The following is a 22768-nucleotide window of genomic DNA, read 5'->3' on the forward strand; positions in this document are numbered from 1 at the left end:
CATGCATCCTTCCTTTTTCTTCTATCATATCTTTCATTTCTAACGAAAGTATAATATTCGCCGTTATCCTTTCTTTATCCTCTACTTGTAATCTATAGCTAATAAATGATGTAGGGGGATATCGCATGAAACGTATTGGAGTTTTGGACGGGTTGCGCGGGTTTGCATTGCTTGGAATATTGCTAGTGAACATCAACTTTTTCAATGAATCGTTGATGGCCATCAGTTTCGGAGGGATGCCTGTGGAAGGTTGGTGGAATCAAGTGATCGATTCCTTCTCAACCATATTTGTGGAAGGTAAATTCATGTTATTGTTCTCATTTCTGTTTGGCTATGGAGCTGTCATTTTACATTCGAATGCCGAAGCAGCTGGGCGTAAATTCGCACCAATGTTTGTAAAAAGGATGCTCGCCTTGCTTGTATTTGGGATTTTGCATGGGATCTTCATTTGGTACGGGGATATTTTGACAAGCTATGCATTGGTAGGTCTTCTACTTTTATTATTCATACAGCGCAGCCCTAAAATAATACTCAGCTGGTCAATCGTTTTAACACTTTTCATTCCGGCAGTCATGACGGTATTCATGATTGTAGGCAGTCTGTCAGGGGCAGAGAGTATGGAACATATGTATTCAGTTGATGCTTCACAGATACAATCACTTCAAGAGGAGGATCAAAAAATCTATGGGGAAGGGACATATATGGAAATCACTGCAAAACGGATTGGAGACTATCTTTCCAGTCTGTTTAATATGATTCTCTTCTTCCCTCAAATTCTAGGAACTTTTTTATTGGGTGTTTATTTTGCGAAACGGAAATGGTTAGAGGACATTGATTGTAATAGGCATCTCTTCGTAAAACTCGGATTTATCGGCGGCGTTACTGGCATCGCATTCACCATACCGCGACTTATAACGGACTCTACCAATACTTTATTGGATATTGGAAGCGTCTTTATCGGCGCGCCATTGCTCATGCTTTCGTATGTCGCTTTCTTCTCACTTCTTTTCATGAAGCGTCCGAAACGATTGCACTTTTTCACCTATCCAGGAAAAATTGCGTTCAGCATGTACATTTTACAATCCGTTATGTGCAGCCTTATCTTTTACAGCTATGGGCTCGGCCTATTCGGCAACTTCACACTTTGGCAAACGACCGCCACAGCATTTGTGCTGTTCGGGTTGCAAATACTCATCAGTGCTATTTTACTGCGATATTTTAGAACAGGGCCGCTCGAATCTGTATGGAGGGTAATGTATAAGGGAAAACAATCATTGAAACGATAACCGTTATGAAAAGTACTGGAGTATTGATAAATAGCGTTAATGCTCTAGGAATGTCTTTAAAGGCTTTTTTCAATGTATCCATGGGCTTATCAAATTCCGTGGTATCTTCCAATCAATTGGTAAAGCTCTCTAAGTCAATAGTTTTACATGAATGTCTAGTCCAATTGAAAATAAAAACACGAGAAAAGCCAATCGAACTTGGATTGGCTTTTCCTATGCTTCCTATGCAAAATTAAGTTCAATAAACTATCAGTAGTGCGTTACGCTTTCCCTTTTCATTTCCGTCATTTGATATGGGTCGAGTAAGCGGTTCAGTTCTTCAAGAGTTAGCACGTTGTAATGCAGGCATAGCTCTTTCAGAGGGATGCCTGTTTCGAATGATTCGCGTGCAATTTTCGATGACATTTCATAACCAATGTATGGTGTCAGTGCTGTAATTGTTCCGATACTTTTCTCCACATACTCCTGCATTTGCTCCACGTTTGCAGTGATGCCGCTAATGCAGTATTTGCGGAAGACTTCGAGACCATTGTTCATGACCGTCAATGATTGTAATAAATTATAGACAAGGACAGGCTCCATGACATTCAATTCGAATTGGCCAGCTTCAGACGCGAGGCTAATTGTATGATCGTTGCCAATCACTTGGAAAGCGATCTGGTTCATCACTTCCGCCATGACGGGGTTCACTTTCCCTGGCATGATAGAAGAACCTGGCTGTCTTGCTGGAAGATTGATTTCATTTAGGCCGGCTCTAGGACCTGATGCCATTAGGCGTAAATCATTTGCCATCTTAGAAAGATTGATCATGCAAATTTTCAAAGCGGAAGAAAGCTCTGTATACACGTCCGTGTTTTGCGTCGAATCGACGAGGTTAGCTGCCGATTTCAATGGCAAACCGCTAATGGAACGAAGATGTTCCACTGCGTTTTCGATGTATTGAGCATTTGCATTCAGCCCGGTGCCAATTGCAGTGGCTCCCATATTGATATCGGAAAGATGCACTCTTGTTCGGCCAATACGTTCGATATCGCGTTCGATGACACTCCGGTAGGCGCTGAATTCTTGTCCTAGTCTAACAGGTACGGCGTCCTGCAAATGGGTCCTTCCCATTTTAATGACTCCGTCGAATTCTTCTTCCTTCACCTTCAGCTCGTCCACAAACTTTTCCATCGTCTCTAACAGCTGGTTCACCATTTGATGCGTCGCAATTTTAATCGCTGTCGGGAATGCATCATTTGTTGACTGGGACATATTAACATGGTTATTCGGACTGATGAAGCTGTAGTCGCCTTTGTCACGCCCCATGATTTCAAGTGCACGATTCGCGATTACTTCATTCGCATTCATGTTGAATGAAGTGCCTGCGCCTCCTTGTATCGGATCGACGATGAACTGGTCTGTCAACGCTCCTTCAATCACTTCTTCTGCGGCTTTGACGATGGCAAATCCTATATCTTCGGGCATATCATTCACGGCAACATTTGAAATGGCCGCAGCTTTTTTCACAATTCCAATCGCGCGGATCAATTCTGGATGCATGCGCTCTTTCGTTATTGGAAAGTTTTCAGTCGCCCGTATCGTTTGAATCCCGTAATATGCATGATCGGGAACCTCTTTCTCCCCTAAGAAATCCTTCTCAATTCTTCCCAAATTCATTTATACCTTGTCCTCTCATTATGGATATTGCCAAATAGGCGTACGATGAACATTGCTCGACAGTTTTTTCTGTCTAGCTTCATGTACATCGTACGCCTTTTATCGTAGGAAAGCTATTGTTTTATTAGTCATTGTTGAGAGAAAAACAATTCTTCATTCAGAATCGTATGCAGATTAATTTCAGACGCTTACTTAAAATACCGTCGTCCACTCTGCCCTCTTCTCCAACATCTTTTTCGCCGCTTCCTTTGCGCCTTCAAGACTATGGCTCGCGGCCCATCCGCATTGGACTTCATTGCATGCCGGCACTTCGTCAGCGGTTAAGACGTCATTCAATGTCTTTTCTAGTATATCGAGCACGTCATCGTAATCATCGTGATTGATGAGCGCCAAATAATAACCCGTCTGGCATCCCATCGGACTAATGTCGACGATTCTGTCCGAATGGTTCCTGCTAAACTCCGCCATCATATGTTCCAATGAATGAATCGCGGGCATTTCAAGATGCTCCTTATTGGGCTGGCAAAAACGGATATCATACTTACGGATGACGTCGCCATTAATCCCTTCCTTTACCCCAGCAAGGCGCACAAACGGGGCCTTCACTTTTGTATGATCCAAGTTGAAGCTCTCCACATTCATCTTTTTTTCTGTCGTCGACATACCCATCTCTCCTTTTCACCCTATCTATATAATCACTTATAACCTATTGACTTACTAAGATTTAATATAGAATATCAAAATTCTGAATAGGTAGCAAGATGAAACAAATATATTTCGAATTTGTCTTGCATTTTATTTTCACTCTGTGTATATTGTGTATAGAGTATATATACACTATTGCAAGGAAGAGGTAGTTCTATGCAAATCATAATTTCCAATACTTCAAAAGAGCCAATATATGAGCAGATTTATGTGCAAATCAAGAAACATATATTGACGAATGAATTACAAGCGGGAGAGGCGTTGCCATCTATGCGGCAATTAGCCAAAGATCTAGATATTAGTGTGATCACAACAAAACGAGCGTATGAAGAGCTTGAGAAAAACGGTTTTATCTTCTCGGTTGTCGGAAAGGGCTCTTATGTGTCTGAACAAAACAATGAAATGATTCTTGAACGGAAAAGGAAAGTAATCGAAGAACAGTTGCTGGCTGCGATTCAAAATAGTAAAGAAATTGGGGTCGAATTAGAGGAGTTACTAGAATTACTAACCATGTTATATAAGGAGGAAACGTGATGGAAAACGTAATTGAACTGCACAATGTAAATAAATCCTTCAAAGGATTTGAGCTTAAAGACATGTCTATCTCAGTTAAGAAAGGCTTTGTTACAGGATTTATTGGTGGTAATGGAGTAGGAAAATCCACAACGATCAAGTTAATTATGAATTTATTACAACCGGATAGTGGAGAGATTTCTCTTTTTGGTCTGAATTATAAAAAGCATGAGAAAGAAATTAAACAACGCATCGGCTTTGTATTTGATCACAACGTTTTTTATGAACATATTACATTGGCTGAAATGAAGAAAATAATAAAACCTGCCTATCAAAACTGGGACGATACTATATTTCATCAGTATGTTAATTTGTTTGAGCTTCCACTCAAGAAAAGTATAAAGACCTTTTCAAAAGGCATGATGATGAAGGCTTCATTAGCCTTTGCGTTATCCCATCGCGCCGAGTTAATCATTATGGATGAACCGACATCGGGATTAGATCCTATATTTCGCAGGGAACTGTTAGACATCCTCCATGATCTTATGCAGGATGATGAAAGAACAATTTTCTTTTCCACGCATATTACGACAGACTTAGATCGAATAGCAGATTATATAACCTTTATCCATAATGGACAGCATATTTTCACAAAAGAGCATTATAAAATCGAAGAAGATTATGCGATTGTAAAAGGCGAAACGAATTTATTAGATCGTGATACAGAACAAGAATTTCTAGGTATTCGAAAATCCAATCATGGATTTGAAGCACTAACGACAAACAAAAAACGTACGGCAAATCTCTTTGGTGATACAGTCATTTTGGAGAAACCGACACTTGAAGATATTATGCTGTATACAAAGAAAGGAAATGATAAGTATGTTAAATCTTATTCGTAAAGATATTGTGTTACAGAAAAACACATTAGTCATTCTATTACCTGCATTATTGATCGCTTTATTAATAGATAGATCTATTATTTGGGTAGGCGTTTTATTTAGCTTCGCTATCATTATGCAAAGTTTTGCGTTGGATGAAAAACCCTCCACCAATCTTTTAATGAATTCTTTACCGTATACCCGTAAGGAAATCGTCAGTTCTAAATATATAGGTGCATGTGTTTTTACTTTCATTATTTTATTGACGATTGTGGTAGGGAATATCATTATTCATAGAGAAATAACTCAATTGGATCAATTGCTGTTTATAGCAGGTGTTATTGTCGTGTTTATTTCATTCGCTTTTCCGTTCTCCTATCTATTTAAAAGTCAGTATTTGATGATAGCCTGCGGTGTTTTGTTTGTCCTTTATCTAGTACTTGTCAATAAGTTCATACTTGATTTGAACGATAGAATTAGAGAAGTAGTCCAAACGATTCTATCATTTGATAATTCTGTGTTGTATGCAGGAGGAATATTAGCAGTAGTGCTTCTCTACATCTTTTCTTGGATGCTTTCGTTACGTATTTATAGTAGAAAAGTATTTTAAAGGGGTGTGTGTATTAAAATTTATTCTGCAAAGGAGCTCACTTAATGTATAGGGAATGGAAGAAGGAGGATAATCAGTCAAACGCTCGGAGGAAATTTTTTGGGGGATGGCCGATCCATTTCATCATCTTTGTCGCCTTTCAAATCATGTTCATTCTATTTGATGGCTCTCGCATTTGGGCTATCTTCAATCCAAACAATTTGGGAATGAAGCTTATAGATTCCCTTCATCCATTTTTCGATCGATTTCAGCCATATACGAGCGAGCAATTGAATTTTGTCACGGCCGTTTGGGGAATCGTTGTAGTCGGACACGGGTTTGTTTGGCTGGGTGAGTTATTGAGGGATAAGCAACGCTCGTAGTAAGCTTGATAGCATGTTAATAGGTATAAGACACCCGCCGAATGACAAAGTTGACCAATTCAAAAAGGTAAGATAAAATAGACGAAATAGTTATACGGAAAATAAGGCTATGAAGAGAAGAGTAGTTTTGAATCATTATTTCCAGAGAGCTCCTGATGGTGGGAAGGAGCAATAATGATCTTAATGAAAAAAAGCTCGGAGCTTCGCACGGATCTAAGATTGATGTCTTAGTGATACTGCGACGGGATCTCCCGTTATAGAGATAGGGTATAATCAATTTTACATTGCCGTACCCGAAGAGGTTGATATGGCAACATATCAACAAACTGAGGTGGTACCGCGAAGTTTAAAACTCTCGCCCTCAAGATGGAAAATCTTGGGGGCGGGAGTTTTTTTGTCGTTTAGAAATTATAAGTAAAAATAAACTAGAAAATTGGAGTGGACAAAATGAGTAATGAACAAACAGTCCTTCGTACAGAAAAAATAGAGGGTTTACGATCGCAAGGGATTTCCGTATATCCTGACAAATATAAGACGACTCATGAACTTTACGAAGCATCTTCCCTTGAGGATGGAACATCACAGGTTCGGGTTGCAGGAAGAATTATGGGAATTCGTCAGTTTACTAAATTAATTTTTATTACAATAGCAGATTTGCAAGGTCATTTACAGCTTCTCCTGAAAAAAGACGAGATTGGAGAGCAAGCTTTTCATCATTTCATCAACTTTTTCGACATAGGAGATTTTATTGGTGTCGAAGGAAACATGTATTCAACGAAAACAAATGAAAAAACGCTTCGTATTGAACAATATGCCTTTCTTGGAAAGGCATTGCATACACTACCGGATAAATGGCATGGATTAAACAATATAGACACACGTTATAGACAACGTTATTTAGATTTGATGATGACAACAGAAACACGGAATCGTATGTTAGTGCGATCAAAGTTAGTGCGAGCTATTCGTAGATTTTTAGAGGAGAAAGACTTTTTAGAGGTGGAAACACCTGTGTTACAACATACCTCTTCTGGTGCATTGGCACGCCCATTTATAACGTATCATAATTCATTGGAAACGGAATTGAATTTACGTATTGCACCAGAAACGTACTTGAAAAGACTGATTGTAGGCGGCTTTACAAAAGTTTTTGAATTCGCAAAGTGCTTTAGAAATGAAGGCATCAGCCCTCAACATCTTCAAGAATTTACGATGGTCGAAGGCTATGCCGCTTTTTGGAACTATACAGATACAATGGAACTCATGCGAGAAATGATTGTATACGTTCTCCAACAGACATTTGAGACTACAGTGATTACGATCCAAGGACAAACAATTGATTTTTCATTGAAATGGAATGTTATTTCATTTAGGGATTTAATTCTTAAAGATACTGGCATTGACATCGATCTGTACTCCGATGTAAAGGATCTATATGAGGAAACAAAGCGGAAAAATATTTATTTAGAGCATGAGAGCATCGAATCGTTAGGTAGAGGGAACTTTATTGACCTTCTGTATAAAAAAATGTGTCGCCCGCAATTGATAGAACCTACATTTTTAATACAACACCCTATTGATTTATCACCATTGGCAAGAGCAAATGATCATAATCCGGCAATTACAGATCGTTTTCAATTAGTCGTCAATGGCGCTGAGATTATCAATGCGTATTCAGAATTAGTGGATCCTCTTGAACAAAGACGTCGATTGGAGGAGCAAGCTGCTTTGAAACACGATGGCGATGAAGAAGCTATGGAAATGGATGAAGACTACTTATTGGCTATGGAGTATGGAATGCCGCCGATTTCTGGCTGGGGATTCGGGATCGAACGTTTATTGATGGTTTTAACAGATAGTGAAACAATTAAAGATTGTGTTTTATTCCCCTTAACTAAAAAAATATAAACAGGCTATAGAACATATCTGATATTCGATTTTATACAAAACAAAGGAACGAGTGCCCCTGTGGTTTCGTTCCTTTTTTATCTCATTCAACCTATATGCTTCAAAGCCTCTCGCCTACTTAATGGCTTCAGCGTATTTTCTTCCACAAACTGTTTCACTACGATCGGGTCTGTTTTCGCATATTCCCTCAATATCCAACCGATTGCTTTTTGAATGAAAAACTCATTTGACTGCGTATGTTGCAAAATAATATCGAATAGCAGCTCTGTATCTGTTTCCTTTTTAAACTTTAATTGATGCAAAATAGCAGAGCGGTTTGTCCACATATTATCGGATCGCGACCAGTCAAGCATTACGGTTTTTCCGTATGCGCGGTCCAATTTGACGACATGCCCGACAAGATGCGGCGCAATCGAATCAACACTATCCCACCACGATTTCGTTTCGATGAATTTCAATAGTTTGGGATAATCGTCGGTAGTAAAGTGTTTCTTCATTTTATCGAGCAATGCGATTGCGGCATATTGATATTCGCGTTCGGGTAGTTCGTATAATTTCCACGCCTCGTTAAAAATCTCATCAACTTCTGGGAGAGTATATTCCTGAAATTGCGCGCGCAACAGCTCTTTTCGCAACGGACTTTTAATGCCGAGAAACGGAAAATGGTGTTTCATATATGCTTTCATCGGACCTGCATTCTCAACATTACGGCACATTTCAAACTTCTCGACAATCCCCTTATGATTCCATTGTTTTTTCACTGACGTCAACTCCACATTTTACATACTATTTACATGCATCATAACATCAATCGAACACATGTTCAATCCTGTGAAATTAAATCCCAAAAAACCGCCCCAGGAAGAATCCTGCGACGGTACAGTAATTGCACGATATAATCAGCTCGGCAGCGAACGACGGGCCAACACAAGAATCCCAAAACTGGTACCCCAAGATTTGAAAGAGCCTTTAGCTTTTAGCGTTAATCTTTAAATTGTAAAGAACTTTAAGTTGTAAGGTTTACAGCTTTGAGCGATAAAGTTTGAGCTTTTTCTCTGCTCTTTTCAGTAATTGTTTGTAAGGTTAGATCGGTTTTCTATTTCACCCAAAGAAAATCCGTAAAGAAGGGTCTTGTGGTTGTCGTTTTCGATTACTCATGCAATACAATTTATATAGTGATTTTCGTAATGGCATTGGACTCGGACAGGACTGCATCCACTTCTGCTTTAAAGCTGGAAATTTTCTCTTCCCATTCTTCAATCCGTTTATCGATGTTCAATGGATCGATGAGGACATACTCGTTTCTCTCCATAAATGATTTCGTATGTAGTTCAACTTCTTCTTTTTTCGCATGTTCTTTATTGCCTAGAATTGCTGTTAAATAGTCTTCTAGTCGTGACGGAAGTGACTCGTTTTCCATCGTTAGCTTATTGATGGCCATTCTACGTTTTCCTACCATCGTGGAAAGTAATTTTTCTTCATTCACAATGGATGACTTTCGCTCAATCGCTTTGGCGACTGTCATCGTCTCTCCTGCCACCACTACTTCCGTGATTGCATTCGATTGTACGATCGCGTCCTTCAACCGATTGCGCCGTTCAATTAACGAAACCGCCTTGTCGAAGCCCGCTTGGATCTTTTTTTCATAGTCTTCAATAGATAGACCATTGATTTTCTGTGCAGATTTCCGGTCTGTTGCAATAAAATCTGCTTCCTGAATCACTTTAGGAATACGGTCATTCAATGTTTTCAACTCAGATAGCGCACGGTGAATCGACATCGTTTGCGTAGTCGTCATCTCATTTCTCCCCATCACTTTGTTTCATTCTATCATTATATCAGAATCATCTTTCAATCCAAAATCTCCGAACAATATTGCCATGCGGTTCCGTAAAGCTTCCATCTTCCACGCCATCGTTGTTTACAATGACAGCAGCGGAGCCGATATTATCTTCATTGCATGTGACTAACACAGAGCGGATACCTATCTGATCTGTTACCTTCAATGCTTCGGAAAGCAAATAGGTCGCATACCCCTTCCTCCGTTCCGACGGGCGGATCCCGTAGCCGATATGGCCATCGACTTGACGTAGATAGTCATTCAAGCTATGTCGGATGTTAACCATCCCTATGATCCGTTGGTCGTCATCGACTAAGAAATAATTCGTATTCGGGACTCGATTGCCCTGCCCGGTTTCCTTCGTTGCCAATTCCTCCAAATAAATATCGTAGGGGATGTCCTCTTTCAAATGAAAGCTGCTAGGCGTCATCCGGTCTTCATCCCACTCTTGCATGTATGCAATATGTTCCACTTCCCATTTCAACGACGGTCTTTCGAGACGCATGTAATCCCCTCCCTACATTCCATACTGGCTATTTCGTAGTTCTTCCTCGGTAAACAATCAGCGTAACTACATTCAATAAGAGCGTCACAACAAGCAGTACGGTAGCAACGCGCGCTACTGCCCCCGTTGTGTCCATTAGCGCTGCCCAATCCTCGATCTGTACGAGATGATAGTTATAATAAATCTGAAAACAGAGCGAAATTGCACAAGCACTCAAACTCATAATGGATAAAGCAACCCAATGTTTACTCATTCGCATGAGAGCAACAACTGGCAGTATCCAAGAAATGAGACCGAGTACAAGACTGCCGACATTTAACCAACCATACATGTTTTCTCCCCCTTTGTTTGTCCCTCCTTTGTTATGACCTTCTTTTGATATGTAAGGTTTCATTTATTAGCCTTCATAGGATAGATCAACCGGGATTACGAGAAGACCAAGGTCATTTATTTTAAATTTCTCAAGTGCCTCTTGAGTGGAAGTTACATAAGTGACGATGAGTGTTCCGGTAAGAGTCGTATCATTGTCATCCCACATTTCAATAGTGTTTCCCTCTACTATATGGGAGTCCATTTTGTCTTCGTACACATAGACCGCAGATGGTGTAAAATGAAGAATGACGGCATATGTATCATTACTAAAGTCTTCAATTTCCAATTGGCTATTGTAAGGATTGTTCTTCTTGAAAAACATATACTCACTCCTTGCTGTTAAGTCTATCGATAAATTTCTAGAAGATAGAGAGATTTCATCATTCGTTCAAGATAAATTGTAGCATTCCACTGCTTTTTCATCAAAAACCCTTGAAACTTGATTGGAGGAACTATGAAAAAACTAGCCCTATTATTAATTGGCTCTACAATCATGATTGTTTTAGGATTACTTGTCTTCAAAAACGTCCCGATCACGTTTGTATTTTTCTATGGGTGGCTATTGTTCATCCCATTGATGACCTACATGAAAAGAGGTCGTCAAAGAATAAACTTTAAAAAACATCTCACTGCCCAGTCTCTTTGGGTTGGGCTTATTAGCGGCATCATTTTTTTCATTGCTATTTACGGCGGGATTACGATACTGAAGGAGTCTGTGCTTGATATAAACGAGGTACAACTCGTTTTGACAAAGTGGAATTTTACAGGCAATATCGTCATTTGGCTAGTTATTTTCCTAATTGCCATCAATCCATTACTGGAAGAATTTTATTGGAGAGAATTTATGTACAAGCGCCTCATTGAAAAGGTGAGCGTTCGCCAAACGATGATCATCACATCATTCTTTTATAGTTTGTATCATCTACTTTCACTCATATTCATTTTCAACTTTCCCTTTAATATCATTGCGGTACTCCCTGTTTTTATCGCAGGATTCATCTGGGCTTATATTCGGTTCAAATTGAAATCCATCGCAGCTTCAATTATTAGCCATAGCCTTGCTGATTTAGGAATCATGATGGTTTATTTGACTTATATTCATTATTAAATAGGAAGTGCGTGATATGCACTTCCGTAAAGTTTAATGCTCATGGTCATGGTCTTCGATTTGCTCTTTCAGGATATTTAAAAGAAGGAAGTTATCGACGGAGGACTCCTGTTGGCACCCTTCCAATGTATAGATAAACAATTGCTGCCCCTCTTCTGAAATGAGATCAGTACACGACATGTTCACTTTGGCAGGGTTGTCTCCCCGTTCTTTATTTTTTGACCGATCAATTTTCAAATCGAATACGGATCCGTCGAAAGATAGATCGTATAAAGTCGGATTTCCTTCAAGCTTGTAGTTGGCAATCCGGACGGAGGCTGCATCATCCGCTTCGACACTATCCAAAAACTGTTCAAATCGGTCAAAGTTGAAAACGGGGCCATTCATATTGATAACATCCCCATTTTTCACCGCTTTTTCGCTATCATATGAGCAAGCGGCTAGTAGGCATAATCCAAGCAACAAAAGGAAATACAACTTTTTCGGCATATAATCCCTCCAATGACGTACTTCTTGCTTCGCCTACACTATATGCGTCAATTGGGCTCGTTATCACGTGCCAACTTCTCCGTTTCCCCATTTAACCGAGTGCCAACATAATTTATATCCCCTAATGGTTCATCGCTATAATAATAGTATAGAAATGCATTGTCACCGACAATTCTATTAAAATTGATAACCCCCATAGTAGTCGAGTTAGCAGTGACTTTATCAAAGGACTGCTCTTTATCTACTACTAAGCTCATATACAATTTTTGATCCGGCTTGAATTGCAATGTCCGTTCATTTAATTCCACAGTCTTTTTCTTTTCATTTCCAATAAACATTTCATCTGTAATGGTCCAACCCAAAAACCCTTTGGATACGGCATATAGCTTGAAGCCTTCATCATAAGGTCGTATCGCCAATTCCTGATTTTTACTAATAACATGCATAACACCCGCTTCGCCTTCTACACCGTTCAACGCAGCACTCGCTGTTGAATTTATGATGTATTCATCCCAGACAAAGGTTTTGAATATAATCAGCCCTATAATAAGTAACAAAACGCGGATTTCAGCTTTCCTCGATCTCTTCTTTTGATTGTGGTCATTCTTTTTCATTTCGATCACCTCTCTTCATATTTTACCTTGATTTTCGAGCGGATTGTGAATGATAAATACTATGTAATAAACAAGCGATGACACACGAGTCTTCTGCAATAGGCATATACTGAGGCATCGAAGGAATACGGAGGTTGCCTATGTATTATTCTTCTTTTCCACATGGCTACGGCTATAATTCCCGGCACCAGGCTTTCGTACCGGTTCACCCGGGATATACGGCGATGCCCCCAGTTACACCGCAAAATGGAGGTAGTCCCTTTCCTCCAGTGGATACGCGGAAATTCAATGAGTCGGCACAACGGTTCAAGCAAGTGATGAATCAAGCGAATCTATTCATCGGCACGATAACGTCTTCAAATAATTTCGCCCGAAGGTTCATGGACGCCGCCCAACGATCAGACAAAAGCGAAGTCGAACGACTCGTCCGCTCGACAGGCGTTACAATCAAATACACCCTTGAGTATACGCCCAGCGGCATCCGAATCGATTTCTCAAACAGCGATGTCCAAAACAGCTGCTGCACCCTACGCATGGCCCTAAGCTGGTAATTACACGGGTACCTGTGCATGGTACATTTATGACAATTCATCTAATTTCATTTACATGCATCTTCCATACTTTAAAAGATTAATTCTAATGAATTCGCAGAAAGCATTTATACAATTGTGGTGTATTGTCTGAATTGCACCATGCACAGGCACCTTTCAAAAGGTGTCTGCTTAATTTCCTATGGTTGATTTTGTGAATTATAAGTATAATTGACCTATCGAATAATGTTAGGGGACATGGAATGATTACTTTGAATCAGCTTCTCTTAGAGAAGAGAGACTTACATATATTGTATTTGTATAAAGATGAAGAGGAGTATATGCGCCAAGCTTTAGCGTTCATTGAAGAAGGGATTGCCGCCGGAGAGCAGGTGATTGTCGTAGAAAATGATAAAATCACTGCTGGATTGCTCCGGGAACTGCAACGTCGCCATTCAGCCGATGAGTTGGATGCCGTCCATTTCGTCAACAGCCTATACTTCTACAGGTCGAGCGGCAGTTACAGTCCGCCGGCGATTGTCGAGTTCTTTCTCGAAACGATTCAACCCTACGTCGATAAAGACGTCCTCTTCAGATCATGGGCGCATGTGGAATGGTCAAGCAATGAGGAGCCTCATCATATTGTTCGAGATTGCGAAACCGCTTGCGAGGACATTATTAGCCAGTATGCTTTTCCACACGTTTGTGCGTACGGTATGAAACGAATGTCTGCTGAACTTGCCGAAGTGTTACTGGAAACACATTCCTATGTCATAGCAGAAGAGGAGCTTGCAATCATCCACCGTGATTCGCTTTAACTGCTCATACCGATTTGCATAGATTGTCAACAACGCCCAGCCAAGCCTATAATAAAACCACGTATATACAGGAGGCGAGTTGTATGGATAAACGTGTACAAGCTATTGCAGATAAGGCGCGTATTGAATTCGGTCTCGAACAGTATCACCTTGGCCGATACTCATTTTACCCGAAACGCAATGGCAAAGATTATGAATTAAATATGGAATGGTTTCCAAATGATACAGACACGCCTATTGAGGAAGATATAAACCCGGATGGCACCGCCAGCATTGATTACAACATTCAACAGGACCGTTTTCAAAGCGTCATTTTTACAATGGGGACAACCTTTTCAACAGCACACCTTTTTACAGAAAAGACGATCGAAGAAGCAGCCGCTTGGTTGGAAAGACAAACTGGCCTCGTATACGAACAGGATTTCTTTGCAGAGCAAGTGAGCGAAAACGGATTTCAGTTCACATCCCGCGTGGACGGCATCCGGCTATCCCCAAGCTTCCAATTGAATGTGGAGTTTGACGATGACGGGAAGCTTCTTGTCTTCTCCACGTATGGCGAAGCGCCTGATGTAAAGCTTGTGGAAAAGCAGGAATTTAAGCTGACCCTTGAAGAAATCGAACCGACCGTCAAGAAGCATCTTACGCTCGTCAAGATTCCTTCCGAAGCAGAGGAGAAATTCGTACCGGTCTATGCAATCGATGAGGTCTATGTGACAGCGGACGGGAAACGTTGCATCCCATTCTTATTGGATGAACGGATGACCAAAGTGGATCATCTCATGGAGTGGGACGAACCGTTAGAAGGAAGCATCGAACGTCAATTCATTACTTTCGCAGAAGAAGTAACTGCGGACGAAGCTTTCCATAACAACAGACAGGGCAACTACGATCTGACGAATGAACAAATAGATGAGTGCGTTACACTTGTCCATGATGCGCTGCGGATGGAGTATCCCGAAGATAGCGGCAAATGGAGATTGAAAGAGCTTCGCACAGCTCCTTCATATATTGAGGCTTTCTGTTATACAAACAAACCCGAAAACTCCCTTTTCCGGCCTAAACTCGTCCTCATCATCGACAGAGAAACTATGAAAGTCATCAATATGATCGACAATGAAGCGATGTTCGACGTATTCAATTCATTCGCCCCAGCGCCTGAGCCGCTCATCGACCATGATTCCGCATTCGAAAAGATGGTTCCTTACATCACGTTGGACCCTGTCTATGTGTATGATGTGGAACTGAAAAAATACATCTTATGCGGGCTGCTCGACTCCGAACAAGCTGTAGATGCAGTGACAGGAGAAGTTGTAGAACTACGGGATCTATAGGACGATTGCCAAAAGAAAAACAGCCTCCACGGCTGTTTTTCTTTTTCCTATAATTCCTCAACCCGATTTGGATATCATCCACGTTGGAATCATGAATAAAGGACAAGGATTTAAGAACCTTCCCATCACTGCCTTACATTGTGATCGTATTGTTTTGGATCATATGCGTACCTTATTACGTTTACCGTAATCCAAGTTTTTCCTGCTTATCGGAAATGGCCTTCATTAGTTCCTCATCTTTGACAACCGTGACATCCGGATCCCATTGTTCGCCCTGCGGCAAATCAAATTGGAATCTCTCCGCATAAGGCGCTGGACGGTTCAACATATACTCGACGATTTCCTTTTTAATGAACTCTCTTGCTTCCTGCGGTGTCCTTTTGCCTGTCACAATATCATGCATCATGTTGATGGAAAGCGTATTTGCACCTTCATTATCGCAATGGACTGATACTTCACCTTTCGTCCTGTCGATTACCAAGCTGCCTTCCAGCTGGGCAACGAGTCCCGCTTTGTCAGCCGGCACATGGTAATCAATGAATTGTTCGAGCACATCGGTATGCGGTTCCGGGAAATCATGCGGCACCTCATCGCGAAACGCAATCGTCCGTTTCCAAGGTCCATTATTAAACCATGTAAGTTGGCTCGGTGTTGCCTCATTCGGAGGCCCATAGAATTTCATCGTGTTTTCGGCAGCCATCTTAGCTGTCGTGGGCCACCCCTCAATGATGCCTTTCACCGAATTCTCGGCAATACTATCCATCGTATTTACATCCACTCGTCCTGTCTCATGCAATTTATTGTTGGCAGCCATAGCAGTTGCTGCCAATTCCAGGCGCGCTTCACCAGGTGCCTGCTCTGCTGCTGTCTTCTCCATATCTTTTGCCACTGGATCGTCCTCCTTGCAGTATTGGATTCTCGTTCCACATATCCTGTTCCCTATCGAGGATTCTCGTAAACTATTGTTATACAGCGCTAATAAATGAGAGAAATTCACGGGAATAAAAAAACACAAGAATACGTTCATTCCTGCGTTCACAAAGTGGTTCTTATTCAATTTCGACCTTCTTACTCCTGATCAAACCAGAGCAATTCTTTATCATCCACGTCACCGTTATAATTAATCAAAATCTCTTCACCGGCTTTTATATCTGTAAACGCATAGAAATCAAACGTATGCTTTTCAAAACTGATTTCATACGTAGCATTGGGCTTATAAGAATGGTTGAATAACATCCCGTAGCCAAGCAAGATCGCGGAATGATTAACGCCATATTCAAAAGCGTAATCAGATAATAACGTTTGCTCGATATGCGGGTGTTGGTCGTTCGGGTATGCAATGACGGGAGCTTCGTGCACCATCGTTCCTTTGCTAATATCGCACGTAGCAAATACGCCTCTGTTGAATTCACCGTCACTGAGTGAAGATGTTTTTATTTCAATCATGCTGTTCACCTACTCACTTAGAAAATTTACTTTCTAACTATAACACTAATTGACACCGTGAGTGGTTTTAATTACTTATGTAATCTATAGCAACCAAGTGATTACATTACCAGTTAGGAAAAAAATGAGCAGAATCGATGCACCAGTCTCCTGCGGACAATCGATCGACTGGAATTTATAATAAAGTTCATCATACCAATCCTGGCTCAAAAGTTCCTTCTTGTAGCGCTTGACACTTACAATGACTGTTGCGATTAGCAGGATCACAACGAAAACAAGAAAAATAAATATCATGGAAAGTTGCCTCCTGCAGGATTTACAATTATACCGAAGCTGCCGCTGCAGCCTGATCCGCTTTTGCACAGTCAATTGCCACAACGAGCGCTACGAGAAGAGGTTCCATTTCCTCATTTGCGATTTGCAGCTCATAACTATCGCCCCATGTAAACCATTTCTTGCTAACCGCTCCGATGATTTCACCGTTTTGGTACACTTCAAAATTCATATCCCACCAATTCCCCCGCACTTCCATACCCGACGCATCAATCGAGTACCGGGCTTTAAAAAAGGAGAATTGCTTCTTAATCGTCACGGGATCCTGGCCACTTACATCAACAAAAAAGGTTGGCAGGAAGCTGAACGTCTTTTTCGTAATCAATGCAACTTCATTCCTTGCAAAATCCACAATCGAAAACGTCTTCGGAATTCGCATGAAGCTTCCTTCCACGAAATATACCTCATTCTCTTGTTCATCCTTCACCGAAAACTTGCCGCTTAGGCTGAACACCTTTTGTTTGATATACAGCTTTCTCATGCAATCCACCTCCGTTGTTACTACATATACGGATTCGTGAGTGTAAAGTTTCAATGGGAGTTTGATCAACCCTATCCCTTTTGCATAATCTGTTCACCTTGCGAATCATATTCACCGATAAACACAAACCCCAGCTTTTCGTACAAACGGATAGCATCTGTATTCACCGGATAAACACTCAAGTAAATTGGCTGCTCTCCATATTCGTCCAATACTCTTTTCATTAGCAATTCCATGAAATGACGGCCGTATCCTTTCCCTTGATAGTTCTCATCTATCATCATTCGATCGATCCACAAATTGCCGCCACCTTTGCTATCTCCCAAATAACCGTACATCGCAAATCCGACCGGCACGTCATCGACATATAATCCAACTGGCCGAAATTCCTTCCATTGCTCTGCATCCATCAAACATTCCTCTATCGTCTCGATGAATTGCCTTTGTCCCTCAGCAACTTGCAAAGATAAAATCTCCTTCTTGTTGTCATCAGTCACCTTGCGTATATCCCATTTCACACTTATCGTCCCTTTCTGAAAGCACCGCTTGTTACTACATTACCATAATTATCTATGAAGATAATTGTGGGTGCAAATCATGTCGATGCCTGTGCAAGATACATTTATGACAATTCATTGGTAATAATAAAAATGCAATAGTAAACCCGTTAAGCACTGGCATCATTAGGTTTCCTATTGCATTTATACAATTGTTGAGAATTATCCGAATTGAATATCAGGCACCTGTTTTTACTTTAAATAAAATGACGAGCTATCGATCATTTCTACATCTTCTCTTTCCTTAATCTGTTCAACTAAAGTAAATAGAGCTTCGTCCTTCTGTTTCGCCTCAATCATACAATCAATTTGTGGGACTGAACCCTTGATTTCATGTAAAAATGTGAAAAACATATCCACATCAACAGTATCTGCATGGTGCCGAAATTTTTCTTCGCTTTTCGGACTGGAAATATGCATTTTGATTGGAAGTGGAGAGGCTTTCCATGTCTGTACGACACGGTCCCAGTCTTCTTCCCAGTTTGGGTTTCGGTGAAACGCTAGATGATGATGGTAATCAAATACGAGCGGAATCTCCAATTTCTCGCAAAGATAGAGGGTATCCTCAAGTGTAAAGGATGTATCGTCATTTTCCAGCATAATCATCTTTTGAATCGGCAGTGGAATCACACTCCAATTCTCAACAAAACGCTCCAACGATCTTTCAGTATCTTTGTAGTTGCCGCCGACATGTAGAACACATCGATGAGTCGGATCTATTTTCATTCCGTTTAACAGCAAATAATGCATCTTTAAGTTTTTCACTGAATTGATGAGTACATCCTTTTTCGGGGAATTCAATACGACAAAATGGTCTGGATGAAAATCAACCCGCATCTTATGCTCTTCGACAAAGTTCCCAAGCTCAGCCAACTTCCCTTTCAAAGGCGGCATATAATCCCAACCGGCAAGCTCATCGTGGGTGGCTAAAGGAATCAGTCGTGAGGAAAAACGATAAAAATGGATGTCATTAAAGAGATTATGTTTCAGTATTCTATACGTACTTTCCAAATTCTCCAATGCAATCCGCTCCAATTTGCGGATTGCCGCTTCACGGTCCTCTTGTTTTTGGAAGTTCGAAAATGTCATCGTTTTTGATGGGGATGCATTTTTCAGCCCCATACTCATCGCCACATATCCTAGCCGTACAATCGTCATGTTCCACCTCATCTCTTCCGTCATTAAAAAACCTTAACGTATGACCGATAAAGATAGTCTCTTCCCTACTTGGACAAATATACGAGGCTCTTTGTTAACGGAGAAAATAGCGAATAAAAAAACACCAACTCTTTATCGACTTTAAGGTCGAAAGGTTAGTGTTACTAAACAGCCTTCCTTATTAATAAAACTCATCCATCAGTTGATAGTAGTCAACTTTACTTTCATCCAAATCAGCTATCCCATAGCCTACAAGAAAGAAACGCACATAGTCCTTGCCAAAATTGCTGGAGATGCTTCGTATCGCCAAAGCCAAATCTTGATATTTGTCAGCAACTCCCGCCCTGCCCCAATCAATGAAGCCGATCACTCTTTTATTTTCCACAATGACATTCGGTAAACAAAAATCACCATGCGTAAAAACAAGCTCCTCATGCAATGGCCTTTTGGAAATGAGCTCTTCAAGGAGGTCGCTAGCCTTCCTTCCTTTTCGCACCTCATCGAAATCATCTTCATCAACCAATTCTTGCGCTACTCTATTTTTCGCTTCTTCAATCTTCACATTCAGATTTTGATCAAAAGGACAATCGACTATACATACATGATGAATCATCTTAAGTCCAGATCCTAACGACTCCAATATCGAAGGCAAATCGTCTCGATGTGATTGATCTGAAGCATGCACGCCGTTCATTTCGGACATCAACAAATATTCATTTTCCTCGTCCTCCCCATAGAAAAGCACATGCGGTACAGGCAGTTTTCCTTCCAACCATTCCAATTTTTCTTTTTCCGCAAAGAGTCGTTCAACAGAGTTTCTCTCCTGCACTTTTAAGTATTGATTCGAATGGGAGCCTCTCAACAAAAAGGTCATCGCCTCCGAATGTCCGATTGTAATCGGTTCCCAAGAGAACCCATTTATCAATTTCGCTAAACTTGAAGGAACTTCTATCAAATGAATCACCGCCTTTTTCTTCCACATTACACAACATGAACCGTAGATAGCAACCACAACTTTCCACATAGCCCTTCCTAAAAATCCAGATACCGTTATTCCGTACGCATAAAATAGGAAAAGGAATCCGTTTTAACAACGGCTACATATAAGGAGGAACCATTGCACATGAAAAGAACATTGGGAAAATGGGAGCAACATGTATTATTACAACAAGACCCGTTTGTCGCAGAGCATATTCCAGAAACGACCGTTTACAGTAAGGACAATTTGGATGATTTATTGAACCGCTATCCGTCTGTCTTCGTCAAACATGATACGACGGGTCAAGGCAGGGCAATCTTCAAGATTCGCAAAAATGACGTCGGAAATTACTACGTAAATGGATTTACCATTCAAGGAACACCAGTCCAAAAATCTATGATGACGGCTAATGAAATTCAGGAGCTCCTTCATCCGTTTAGTAAATTAGGGAGAGAAAGCGGCCTGTATATTATTCAAGAAGATATTCAAAGCTTCACTGAAATTGGACAGCCTTTTTCGATTCGGGTTCATATTCAAAAACTAAACGGTGCATGGGTCATTGGCGGGATGTATGGGACGACCGCAATGGAGCATGTGTCGGAAAGCGGGATTGTGAATCTCCATAGGGGCGCTACGGTAATGACTGTTTCCGAAGTTTTGTCCCAGACGCAAGTTAGAAATCAAAAGAAGACAGTTAATAAGTTAGAAGATATTGCATTGGCAGCCGCAAAAGTTATCTATTCCGTCTTGCCTAACAGGGAATATGGTATGGACTTCGGGGTGAATCGAGAAGGAACGCCCATCTTATTCGAAGTGAATACGACACCAGGCATCGGCGGATTCGCGCAAATTGAGAATAAAGCCATTTGGAAACGGATTGTTGCATTGCGAAAAATGTATAGTGAATTAGATGAAACGAATTAGCGAAAGTGGCCTGGCATTCTCATAAGAGAAGATTTTAACAAAAGCAAAAACCTTAACAAATCACTTTTAAACGCTTAGAATAAAGCGGTTAGGAGTGATTTCAAATTTATAGCGATAAAAAAGAAACCATATTACATAATCCGACGGGTGCAACGCGTTTGGCTTTAGCGATGCTTCTCGGTCTGCTTGCATTCCTCGGACCTTTAAACATCGACATGTATTTACCGAGTTTTCCGGGAATTGCTCGTGATTTACATACGAGTGCAACACTCGTGCAATCCAGTTTAACTGCGTGTTTACTCGGACTTGCGTTTGGTCAATTAGTTATTGGCCCTATTAGTGACGCACAAGGCAGAAGGAAGCCTTTATTAATCGCCACTTTCCTTTTTGTGTTGGCATCCATTTTATGTGCTTTAGCACCTACTATTTTCATTTTGATTGCAGCACGATTTTTACAAGGCTTTACCGCTTCAGCAGGAGTCGTTCTTTCACGCGCAGTCGTGCGAGATGTATTCAGTGGCAAAGCACTTACGAAGTTTTTTGCACTATTAATGGTCATAAATGCTGTTGCACCGATGATTGCACCGATGGCTGGGGGAGCAATCCTATCTTTCGAGTTCGCAAGTTGGAGAAGCATTTTTTTTGCTTTAGCATTTATTGGACTTTTGATTGTCATCATTGTCGGCTTGAAACTTAAGGAGACGCTGCCGCCGGATATGCGGATTCCAAGTTCGATAGGTGCCTCAGTAATGACGATGGGAAATTTGTTGAAGGACCGTTCGTTTATTGGCTACGCATTAGTAGTCGGCTTCATACATGGCGGCAGTTTTGCTTATGTATCCGGCACACCATTCATATACCAAGATATTTATGGCGTATCCCCACAGACATTTAGTATATTATTTGGAATCAATGGGATTGCCATTATAACGGGCAGTTTTATTATCGGACGCTTTAGCGGCATTGTCTCGGAGAAAAGCCTACTTCAAGCGGCCGTCATCATCTCTTTAGCGGCCACATCCATACTGTTTATCATGACAATCATTGAAGGACCGTTAGCATCGCTCGTCATATCAATTTTCATCTACATGATTACAATTGGCATGATTATTACAAGCACCTTTACTCTCGGAATGGCCAAGCAAGGGCACCGTGCAGGAAGTGCAAGCGCCGTCTTAGGCATGCTCCCGCTATTGCTCGGTTCAATTTTCACACCGCTTGCTGGCATTCTTGAAGCATCCGCTGTTCCGATGGGTGTTATACTATTCACGACTTCACTCATCGGTTTTACAGTTTTCTTTACGTTAATTAAAAAGAATCCCGCATAAGTAAAAACCCCCTCGGCAGTTCTTACTGCCA

28 protein-coding genes and 1 other annotated feature are annotated in these 22768 nt (G+C 40.9%); of the genes, 12 read left to right on the plus strand and 16 right to left on the minus strand.

Annotation, left to right across the window (positions count from 1 at the left end; genetic code table 11):
• Positions 1-125: 125 nt before the first annotated feature.
• Positions 126-1286 (plus strand): DUF418 domain-containing protein, encoded by a 1161-nt coding sequence (locus AC0L13_RS16070; RefSeq protein WP_473641337.1) that lies wholly within the window; start codon positions 126-128, stop codon positions 1284-1286.
• A 249-nt stretch (positions 1287-1535) separates the two neighbouring features.
• Here AC0L13_RS16070 and aspA read toward each other — a convergent pair whose 3' ends face one another.
• Both aspA and AC0L13_RS16080 read right to left on the minus strand, forming a co-directional pair.
• Positions 1536-2945: an aspartate ammonia-lyase gene (gene aspA / locus AC0L13_RS16075; protein WP_473641339.1), complete on the minus strand. Its 1410-nt coding sequence runs from the start codon at positions 2943-2945 to the stop codon at positions 1536-1538.
• Between the two features lie 192 nt (positions 2946-3137).
• Positions 3138-3608, minus strand: a complete 471-nt coding sequence (locus tag AC0L13_RS16080) for an S-ribosylhomocysteine lyase (protein ID WP_473641341.1) — start codon at positions 3606-3608, stop codon at positions 3138-3140.
• Between the two features lie 198 nt (positions 3609-3806).
• Between AC0L13_RS16080 and AC0L13_RS16085 the strand changes: the two genes are divergently transcribed.
• The 5 genes from AC0L13_RS16085 to lysS all read left to right on the plus strand — a co-directional run bounded on the left by AC0L13_RS16085 (position 3807) and on the right by lysS (position 7924).
• Positions 3807-4184: a GntR family transcriptional regulator gene (locus tag AC0L13_RS16085; protein WP_473641343.1), complete on the plus strand. Its 378-nt coding sequence runs from the start codon at positions 3807-3809 to the stop codon at positions 4182-4184.
• On the plus strand, positions 4184-5065 hold the full coding sequence (locus AC0L13_RS16090; RefSeq protein WP_473641344.1) for an ABC transporter ATP-binding protein: 882 nt from the start codon (positions 4184-4186) through the stop codon (positions 5063-5065). Before AC0L13_RS16085 ends, AC0L13_RS16090 begins: the two co-directional genes overlap by 1 nt.
• Positions 5046-5654 (plus strand): ABC-2 transporter permease, encoded by a 609-nt coding sequence (locus AC0L13_RS16095; RefSeq protein WP_473641346.1) that lies wholly within the window; start codon positions 5046-5048, stop codon positions 5652-5654. Before AC0L13_RS16090 ends, AC0L13_RS16095 begins: the two co-directional genes overlap by 20 nt.
• A gap of 44 nt (positions 5655-5698) precedes the next feature.
• On the plus strand, positions 5699-6016 hold the full coding sequence (locus AC0L13_RS16100; protein WP_473641348.1) for a hypothetical protein: 318 nt from the start codon (positions 5699-5701) through the stop codon (positions 6014-6016).
• Between the two features lie 100 nt (positions 6017-6116).
• Positions 6117-6382: a binding site (T-box leader), on the plus strand.
• Positions 6383-6463: 81 nt separating this feature from the next.
• Positions 6464-7924: a lysine--tRNA ligase gene (gene lysS, locus AC0L13_RS16105; RefSeq protein ID WP_473641350.1), complete on the plus strand. Its 1461-nt coding sequence runs from the start codon at positions 6464-6466 to the stop codon at positions 7922-7924.
• Between the two features lie 86 nt (positions 7925-8010).
• Here the strand turns inward: lysS and AC0L13_RS16110 are convergent, their stop codons facing one another.
• The 5 genes from AC0L13_RS16110 to AC0L13_RS16130 all read right to left on the minus strand — a co-directional run bounded on the left by AC0L13_RS16110 (position 8011) and on the right by AC0L13_RS16130 (position 10963).
• The gene (locus tag AC0L13_RS16110) at positions 8011-8685 is read right to left on the minus strand and encodes a DNA alkylation repair protein (RefSeq protein WP_473641352.1); all 675 of its coding nucleotides are present in this window, start codon (positions 8683-8685) and stop codon (positions 8011-8013) included.
• A gap of 407 nt (positions 8686-9092) precedes the next feature.
• The gene (locus AC0L13_RS16115; protein ID WP_473641354.1) at positions 9093-9722 is read right to left on the minus strand and encodes a hypothetical protein; all 630 of its coding nucleotides are present in this window, start codon (positions 9720-9722) and stop codon (positions 9093-9095) included.
• A 46-nt stretch (positions 9723-9768) separates the two neighbouring features.
• A complete protein-coding gene (locus AC0L13_RS16120; protein ID WP_473641357.1) occupies positions 9769-10269 on the minus strand; it encodes a GNAT family N-acetyltransferase in 501 nt (166 codons plus the stop codon).
• A gap of 28 nt (positions 10270-10297) precedes the next feature.
• The gene (locus AC0L13_RS16125; RefSeq protein WP_473641359.1) at positions 10298-10600 is read right to left on the minus strand and encodes a hypothetical protein; all 303 of its coding nucleotides are present in this window, start codon (positions 10598-10600) and stop codon (positions 10298-10300) included.
• Between the two features lie 66 nt (positions 10601-10666).
• The gene (locus tag AC0L13_RS16130) at positions 10667-10963 is read right to left on the minus strand and encodes a hypothetical protein (RefSeq protein ID WP_473641361.1); all 297 of its coding nucleotides are present in this window, start codon (positions 10961-10963) and stop codon (positions 10667-10669) included.
• A 132-nt stretch (positions 10964-11095) separates the two neighbouring features.
• Between AC0L13_RS16130 and AC0L13_RS16135 the strand changes: the two genes are divergently transcribed.
• Complete coding sequence (locus tag AC0L13_RS16135) at positions 11096-11749, plus strand: CPBP family intramembrane glutamic endopeptidase (protein WP_473641363.1); 654 nt, start codon at positions 11096-11098, stop codon at positions 11747-11749.
• Positions 11750-11782: 33 nt separating this feature from the next.
• On the opposite strand, the gene AC0L13_RS16140 is transcribed toward AC0L13_RS16135, so the two are convergent.
• Both AC0L13_RS16140 and AC0L13_RS16145 read right to left on the minus strand, forming a co-directional pair.
• Positions 11783-12238: a DUF4362 domain-containing protein gene (locus AC0L13_RS16140; RefSeq protein WP_473641365.1), complete on the minus strand. Its 456-nt coding sequence runs from the start codon at positions 12236-12238 to the stop codon at positions 11783-11785.
• Between the two features lie 47 nt (positions 12239-12285).
• Positions 12286-12852 (minus strand): hypothetical protein, encoded by a 567-nt coding sequence (locus tag AC0L13_RS16145; protein ID WP_473641367.1) that lies wholly within the window; start codon positions 12850-12852, stop codon positions 12286-12288.
• A gap of 140 nt (positions 12853-12992) precedes the next feature.
• Here AC0L13_RS16145 and AC0L13_RS16150 point away from each other — a divergent pair, with 140 nt between their 5' ends.
• The 3 genes from AC0L13_RS16150 to AC0L13_RS16160 all read left to right on the plus strand — a co-directional run bounded on the left by AC0L13_RS16150 (position 12993) and on the right by AC0L13_RS16160 (position 15531).
• Positions 12993-13403 carry a YuzC family spore coat inner layer protein gene (locus AC0L13_RS16150; RefSeq protein WP_473647067.1) on the plus strand — a complete coding sequence of 137 codons (411 nt, stop codon included), beginning with the start codon at positions 12993-12995 and terminating at the stop codon, positions 13401-13403.
• Positions 13404-13645: 242 nt separating this feature from the next.
• On the plus strand, positions 13646-14200 hold the full coding sequence (locus AC0L13_RS16155) for an MEDS domain-containing protein (protein ID WP_473641369.1): 555 nt from the start codon (positions 13646-13648) through the stop codon (positions 14198-14200).
• Positions 14201-14283: 83 nt separating this feature from the next.
• On the plus strand, positions 14284-15531 hold the full coding sequence (locus tag AC0L13_RS16160; RefSeq protein WP_473641371.1) for a hypothetical protein: 1248 nt from the start codon (positions 14284-14286) through the stop codon (positions 15529-15531).
• A gap of 181 nt (positions 15532-15712) precedes the next feature.
• Here AC0L13_RS16160 and AC0L13_RS16165 read toward each other — a convergent pair whose 3' ends face one another.
• From AC0L13_RS16165 to AC0L13_RS16195, 7 genes are all read right to left on the minus strand, one after another.
• A complete protein-coding gene (locus AC0L13_RS16165; RefSeq protein WP_473641373.1) occupies positions 15713-16420 on the minus strand; it encodes a hypothetical protein in 708 nt (235 codons plus the stop codon).
• Positions 16421-16599: 179 nt separating this feature from the next.
• Positions 16600-16977: an SET domain-containing protein gene (locus AC0L13_RS16170; protein WP_473641375.1), complete on the minus strand. Its 378-nt coding sequence runs from the start codon at positions 16975-16977 to the stop codon at positions 16600-16602.
• Positions 16978-17061: 84 nt separating this feature from the next.
• A complete protein-coding gene (locus AC0L13_RS16175) occupies positions 17062-17271 on the minus strand; it encodes a hypothetical protein (RefSeq protein WP_473641377.1) in 210 nt (69 codons plus the stop codon).
• Positions 17272-17299: 28 nt separating this feature from the next.
• Positions 17300-17791 carry an LURP-one-related/scramblase family protein gene (locus tag AC0L13_RS16180; RefSeq protein ID WP_473641379.1) on the minus strand — a complete coding sequence of 164 codons (492 nt, stop codon included), beginning with the start codon at positions 17789-17791 and terminating at the stop codon, positions 17300-17302.
• A 71-nt stretch (positions 17792-17862) separates the two neighbouring features.
• Positions 17863-18309 carry a GNAT family N-acetyltransferase gene (locus AC0L13_RS16185; protein ID WP_473641381.1) on the minus strand — a complete coding sequence of 149 codons (447 nt, stop codon included), beginning with the start codon at positions 18307-18309 and terminating at the stop codon, positions 17863-17865.
• Between the two features lie 231 nt (positions 18310-18540).
• The gene (gene uvsE, locus AC0L13_RS16190) at positions 18541-19506 is read right to left on the minus strand and encodes a UV DNA damage repair endonuclease UvsE (RefSeq protein WP_473641383.1); all 966 of its coding nucleotides are present in this window, start codon (positions 19504-19506) and stop codon (positions 18541-18543) included.
• Positions 19507-19687: 181 nt separating this feature from the next.
• Complete coding sequence (locus AC0L13_RS16195; protein WP_473641385.1) at positions 19688-20530, minus strand: APH(3') family aminoglycoside O-phosphotransferase; 843 nt, start codon at positions 20528-20530, stop codon at positions 19688-19690.
• A 99-nt stretch (positions 20531-20629) separates the two neighbouring features.
• On the opposite strand from AC0L13_RS16195, the gene AC0L13_RS16200 reads away from it, so the two are divergent.
• The gene (locus tag AC0L13_RS16200; RefSeq protein WP_473641388.1) at positions 20630-21409 is read left to right on the plus strand and encodes a YheC/YheD family protein; all 780 of its coding nucleotides are present in this window, start codon (positions 20630-20632) and stop codon (positions 21407-21409) included.
• Positions 21410-21537: 128 nt separating this feature from the next.
• Positions 21538-22737: a Bcr/CflA family efflux MFS transporter gene (locus AC0L13_RS16205; RefSeq protein ID WP_473647070.1), complete on the plus strand. Its 1200-nt coding sequence runs from the start codon at positions 21538-21540 to the stop codon at positions 22735-22737.
• Positions 22738-22768 lie beyond the last annotated feature (31 nt).

This window comes from Sporosarcina sp. QA0331 (genome assembly GCF_055808055.1).

Bases quoted from the DNA above. Each gene is read 5' to 3' on its own strand.
- AC0L13_RS16145 (WP_473641367.1), bottom strand. From the start codon at position 12,852: ATGAAAAAGAATGACCACAATCAAAAGAAGAGATCGAGGAAAGCTGAA.
- AC0L13_RS16130 (WP_473641361.1), bottom strand. From the start codon at position 10,963: ATGTTTTTCAAGAAGAACAATCCTTACAATAGCCAATTGGAAATTGAA.
- AC0L13_RS16125 (WP_473641359.1), bottom strand. From the start codon at position 10,600: ATGTATGGTTGGTTAAATGTCGGCAGTCTTGTACTCGGTCTCATTTCT.
- AC0L13_RS16180 (WP_473641379.1), bottom strand. From the start codon at position 17,791: ATGAGAAAGCTGTATATCAAACAAAAGGTGTTCAGCCTAAGCGGCAAG.
- AC0L13_RS16115 (WP_473641354.1), bottom strand. From the start codon at position 9,722: ATGACGACTACGCAAACGATGTCGATTCACCGTGCGCTATCTGAGTTG.
- AC0L13_RS16170 (WP_473641375.1), bottom strand. From the start codon at position 16,977: ATGATTGAAATAAAAACATCTTCACTCAGTGACGGTGAATTCAACAGA.
- AC0L13_RS16160 (WP_473641371.1), top strand. From the start codon at position 14,284: ATGGATAAACGTGTACAAGCTATTGCAGATAAGGCGCGTATTGAATTC.
- AC0L13_RS16100 (WP_473641348.1), top strand. From the start codon at position 5,699: ATGTATAGGGAATGGAAGAAGGAGGATAATCAGTCAAACGCTCGGAGG.
- AC0L13_RS16135 (WP_473641363.1), top strand. From the start codon at position 11,096: ATGAAAAAACTAGCCCTATTATTAATTGGCTCTACAATCATGATTGTT.
- AC0L13_RS16175 (WP_473641377.1), bottom strand. From the start codon at position 17,271: ATGATATTTATTTTTCTTGTTTTCGTTGTGATCCTGCTAATCGCAACA.
- AC0L13_RS16150 (WP_473647067.1), top strand. From the start codon at position 12,993: ATGTATTATTCTTCTTTTCCACATGGCTACGGCTATAATTCCCGGCAC.
- AC0L13_RS16155 (WP_473641369.1), top strand. From the start codon at position 13,646: ATGATTACTTTGAATCAGCTTCTCTTAGAGAAGAGAGACTTACATATA.
- AC0L13_RS16140 (WP_473641365.1), bottom strand. From the start codon at position 12,238: ATGCCGAAAAAGTTGTATTTCCTTTTGTTGCTTGGATTATGCCTACTA.
- AC0L13_RS16120 (WP_473641357.1), bottom strand. From the start codon at position 10,269: ATGCGTCTCGAAAGACCGTCGTTGAAATGGGAAGTGGAACATATTGCA.
- AC0L13_RS16200 (WP_473641388.1), top strand. From the start codon at position 20,630: ATGAAAAGAACATTGGGAAAATGGGAGCAACATGTATTATTACAACAA.
- AC0L13_RS16195 (WP_473641385.1), bottom strand. From the start codon at position 20,530: ATGTGGAAAGTTGTGGTTGCTATCTACGGTTCATGTTGTGTAATGTGG.
- lysS (WP_473641350.1), top strand. From the start codon at position 6,464: ATGAGTAATGAACAAACAGTCCTTCGTACAGAAAAAATAGAGGGTTTA.
- uvsE (WP_473641383.1), bottom strand. From the start codon at position 19,506: ATGACGATTGTACGGCTAGGATATGTGGCGATGAGTATGGGGCTGAAA.
- AC0L13_RS16095 (WP_473641346.1), top strand. From the start codon at position 5,046: ATGTTAAATCTTATTCGTAAAGATATTGTGTTACAGAAAAACACATTA.
- AC0L13_RS16085 (WP_473641343.1), top strand. From the start codon at position 3,807: ATGCAAATCATAATTTCCAATACTTCAAAAGAGCCAATATATGAGCAG.
- aspA (WP_473641339.1), bottom strand. From the start codon at position 2,945: ATGAATTTGGGAAGAATTGAGAAGGATTTCTTAGGGGAGAAAGAGGTT.
- AC0L13_RS16080 (WP_473641341.1), bottom strand. From the start codon at position 3,608: ATGTCGACGACAGAAAAAAAGATGAATGTGGAGAGCTTCAACTTGGAT.
- AC0L13_RS16070 (WP_473641337.1), top strand. From the start codon at position 126: ATGAAACGTATTGGAGTTTTGGACGGGTTGCGCGGGTTTGCATTGCTT.
- AC0L13_RS16090 (WP_473641344.1), top strand. From the start codon at position 4,184: ATGGAAAACGTAATTGAACTGCACAATGTAAATAAATCCTTCAAAGGA.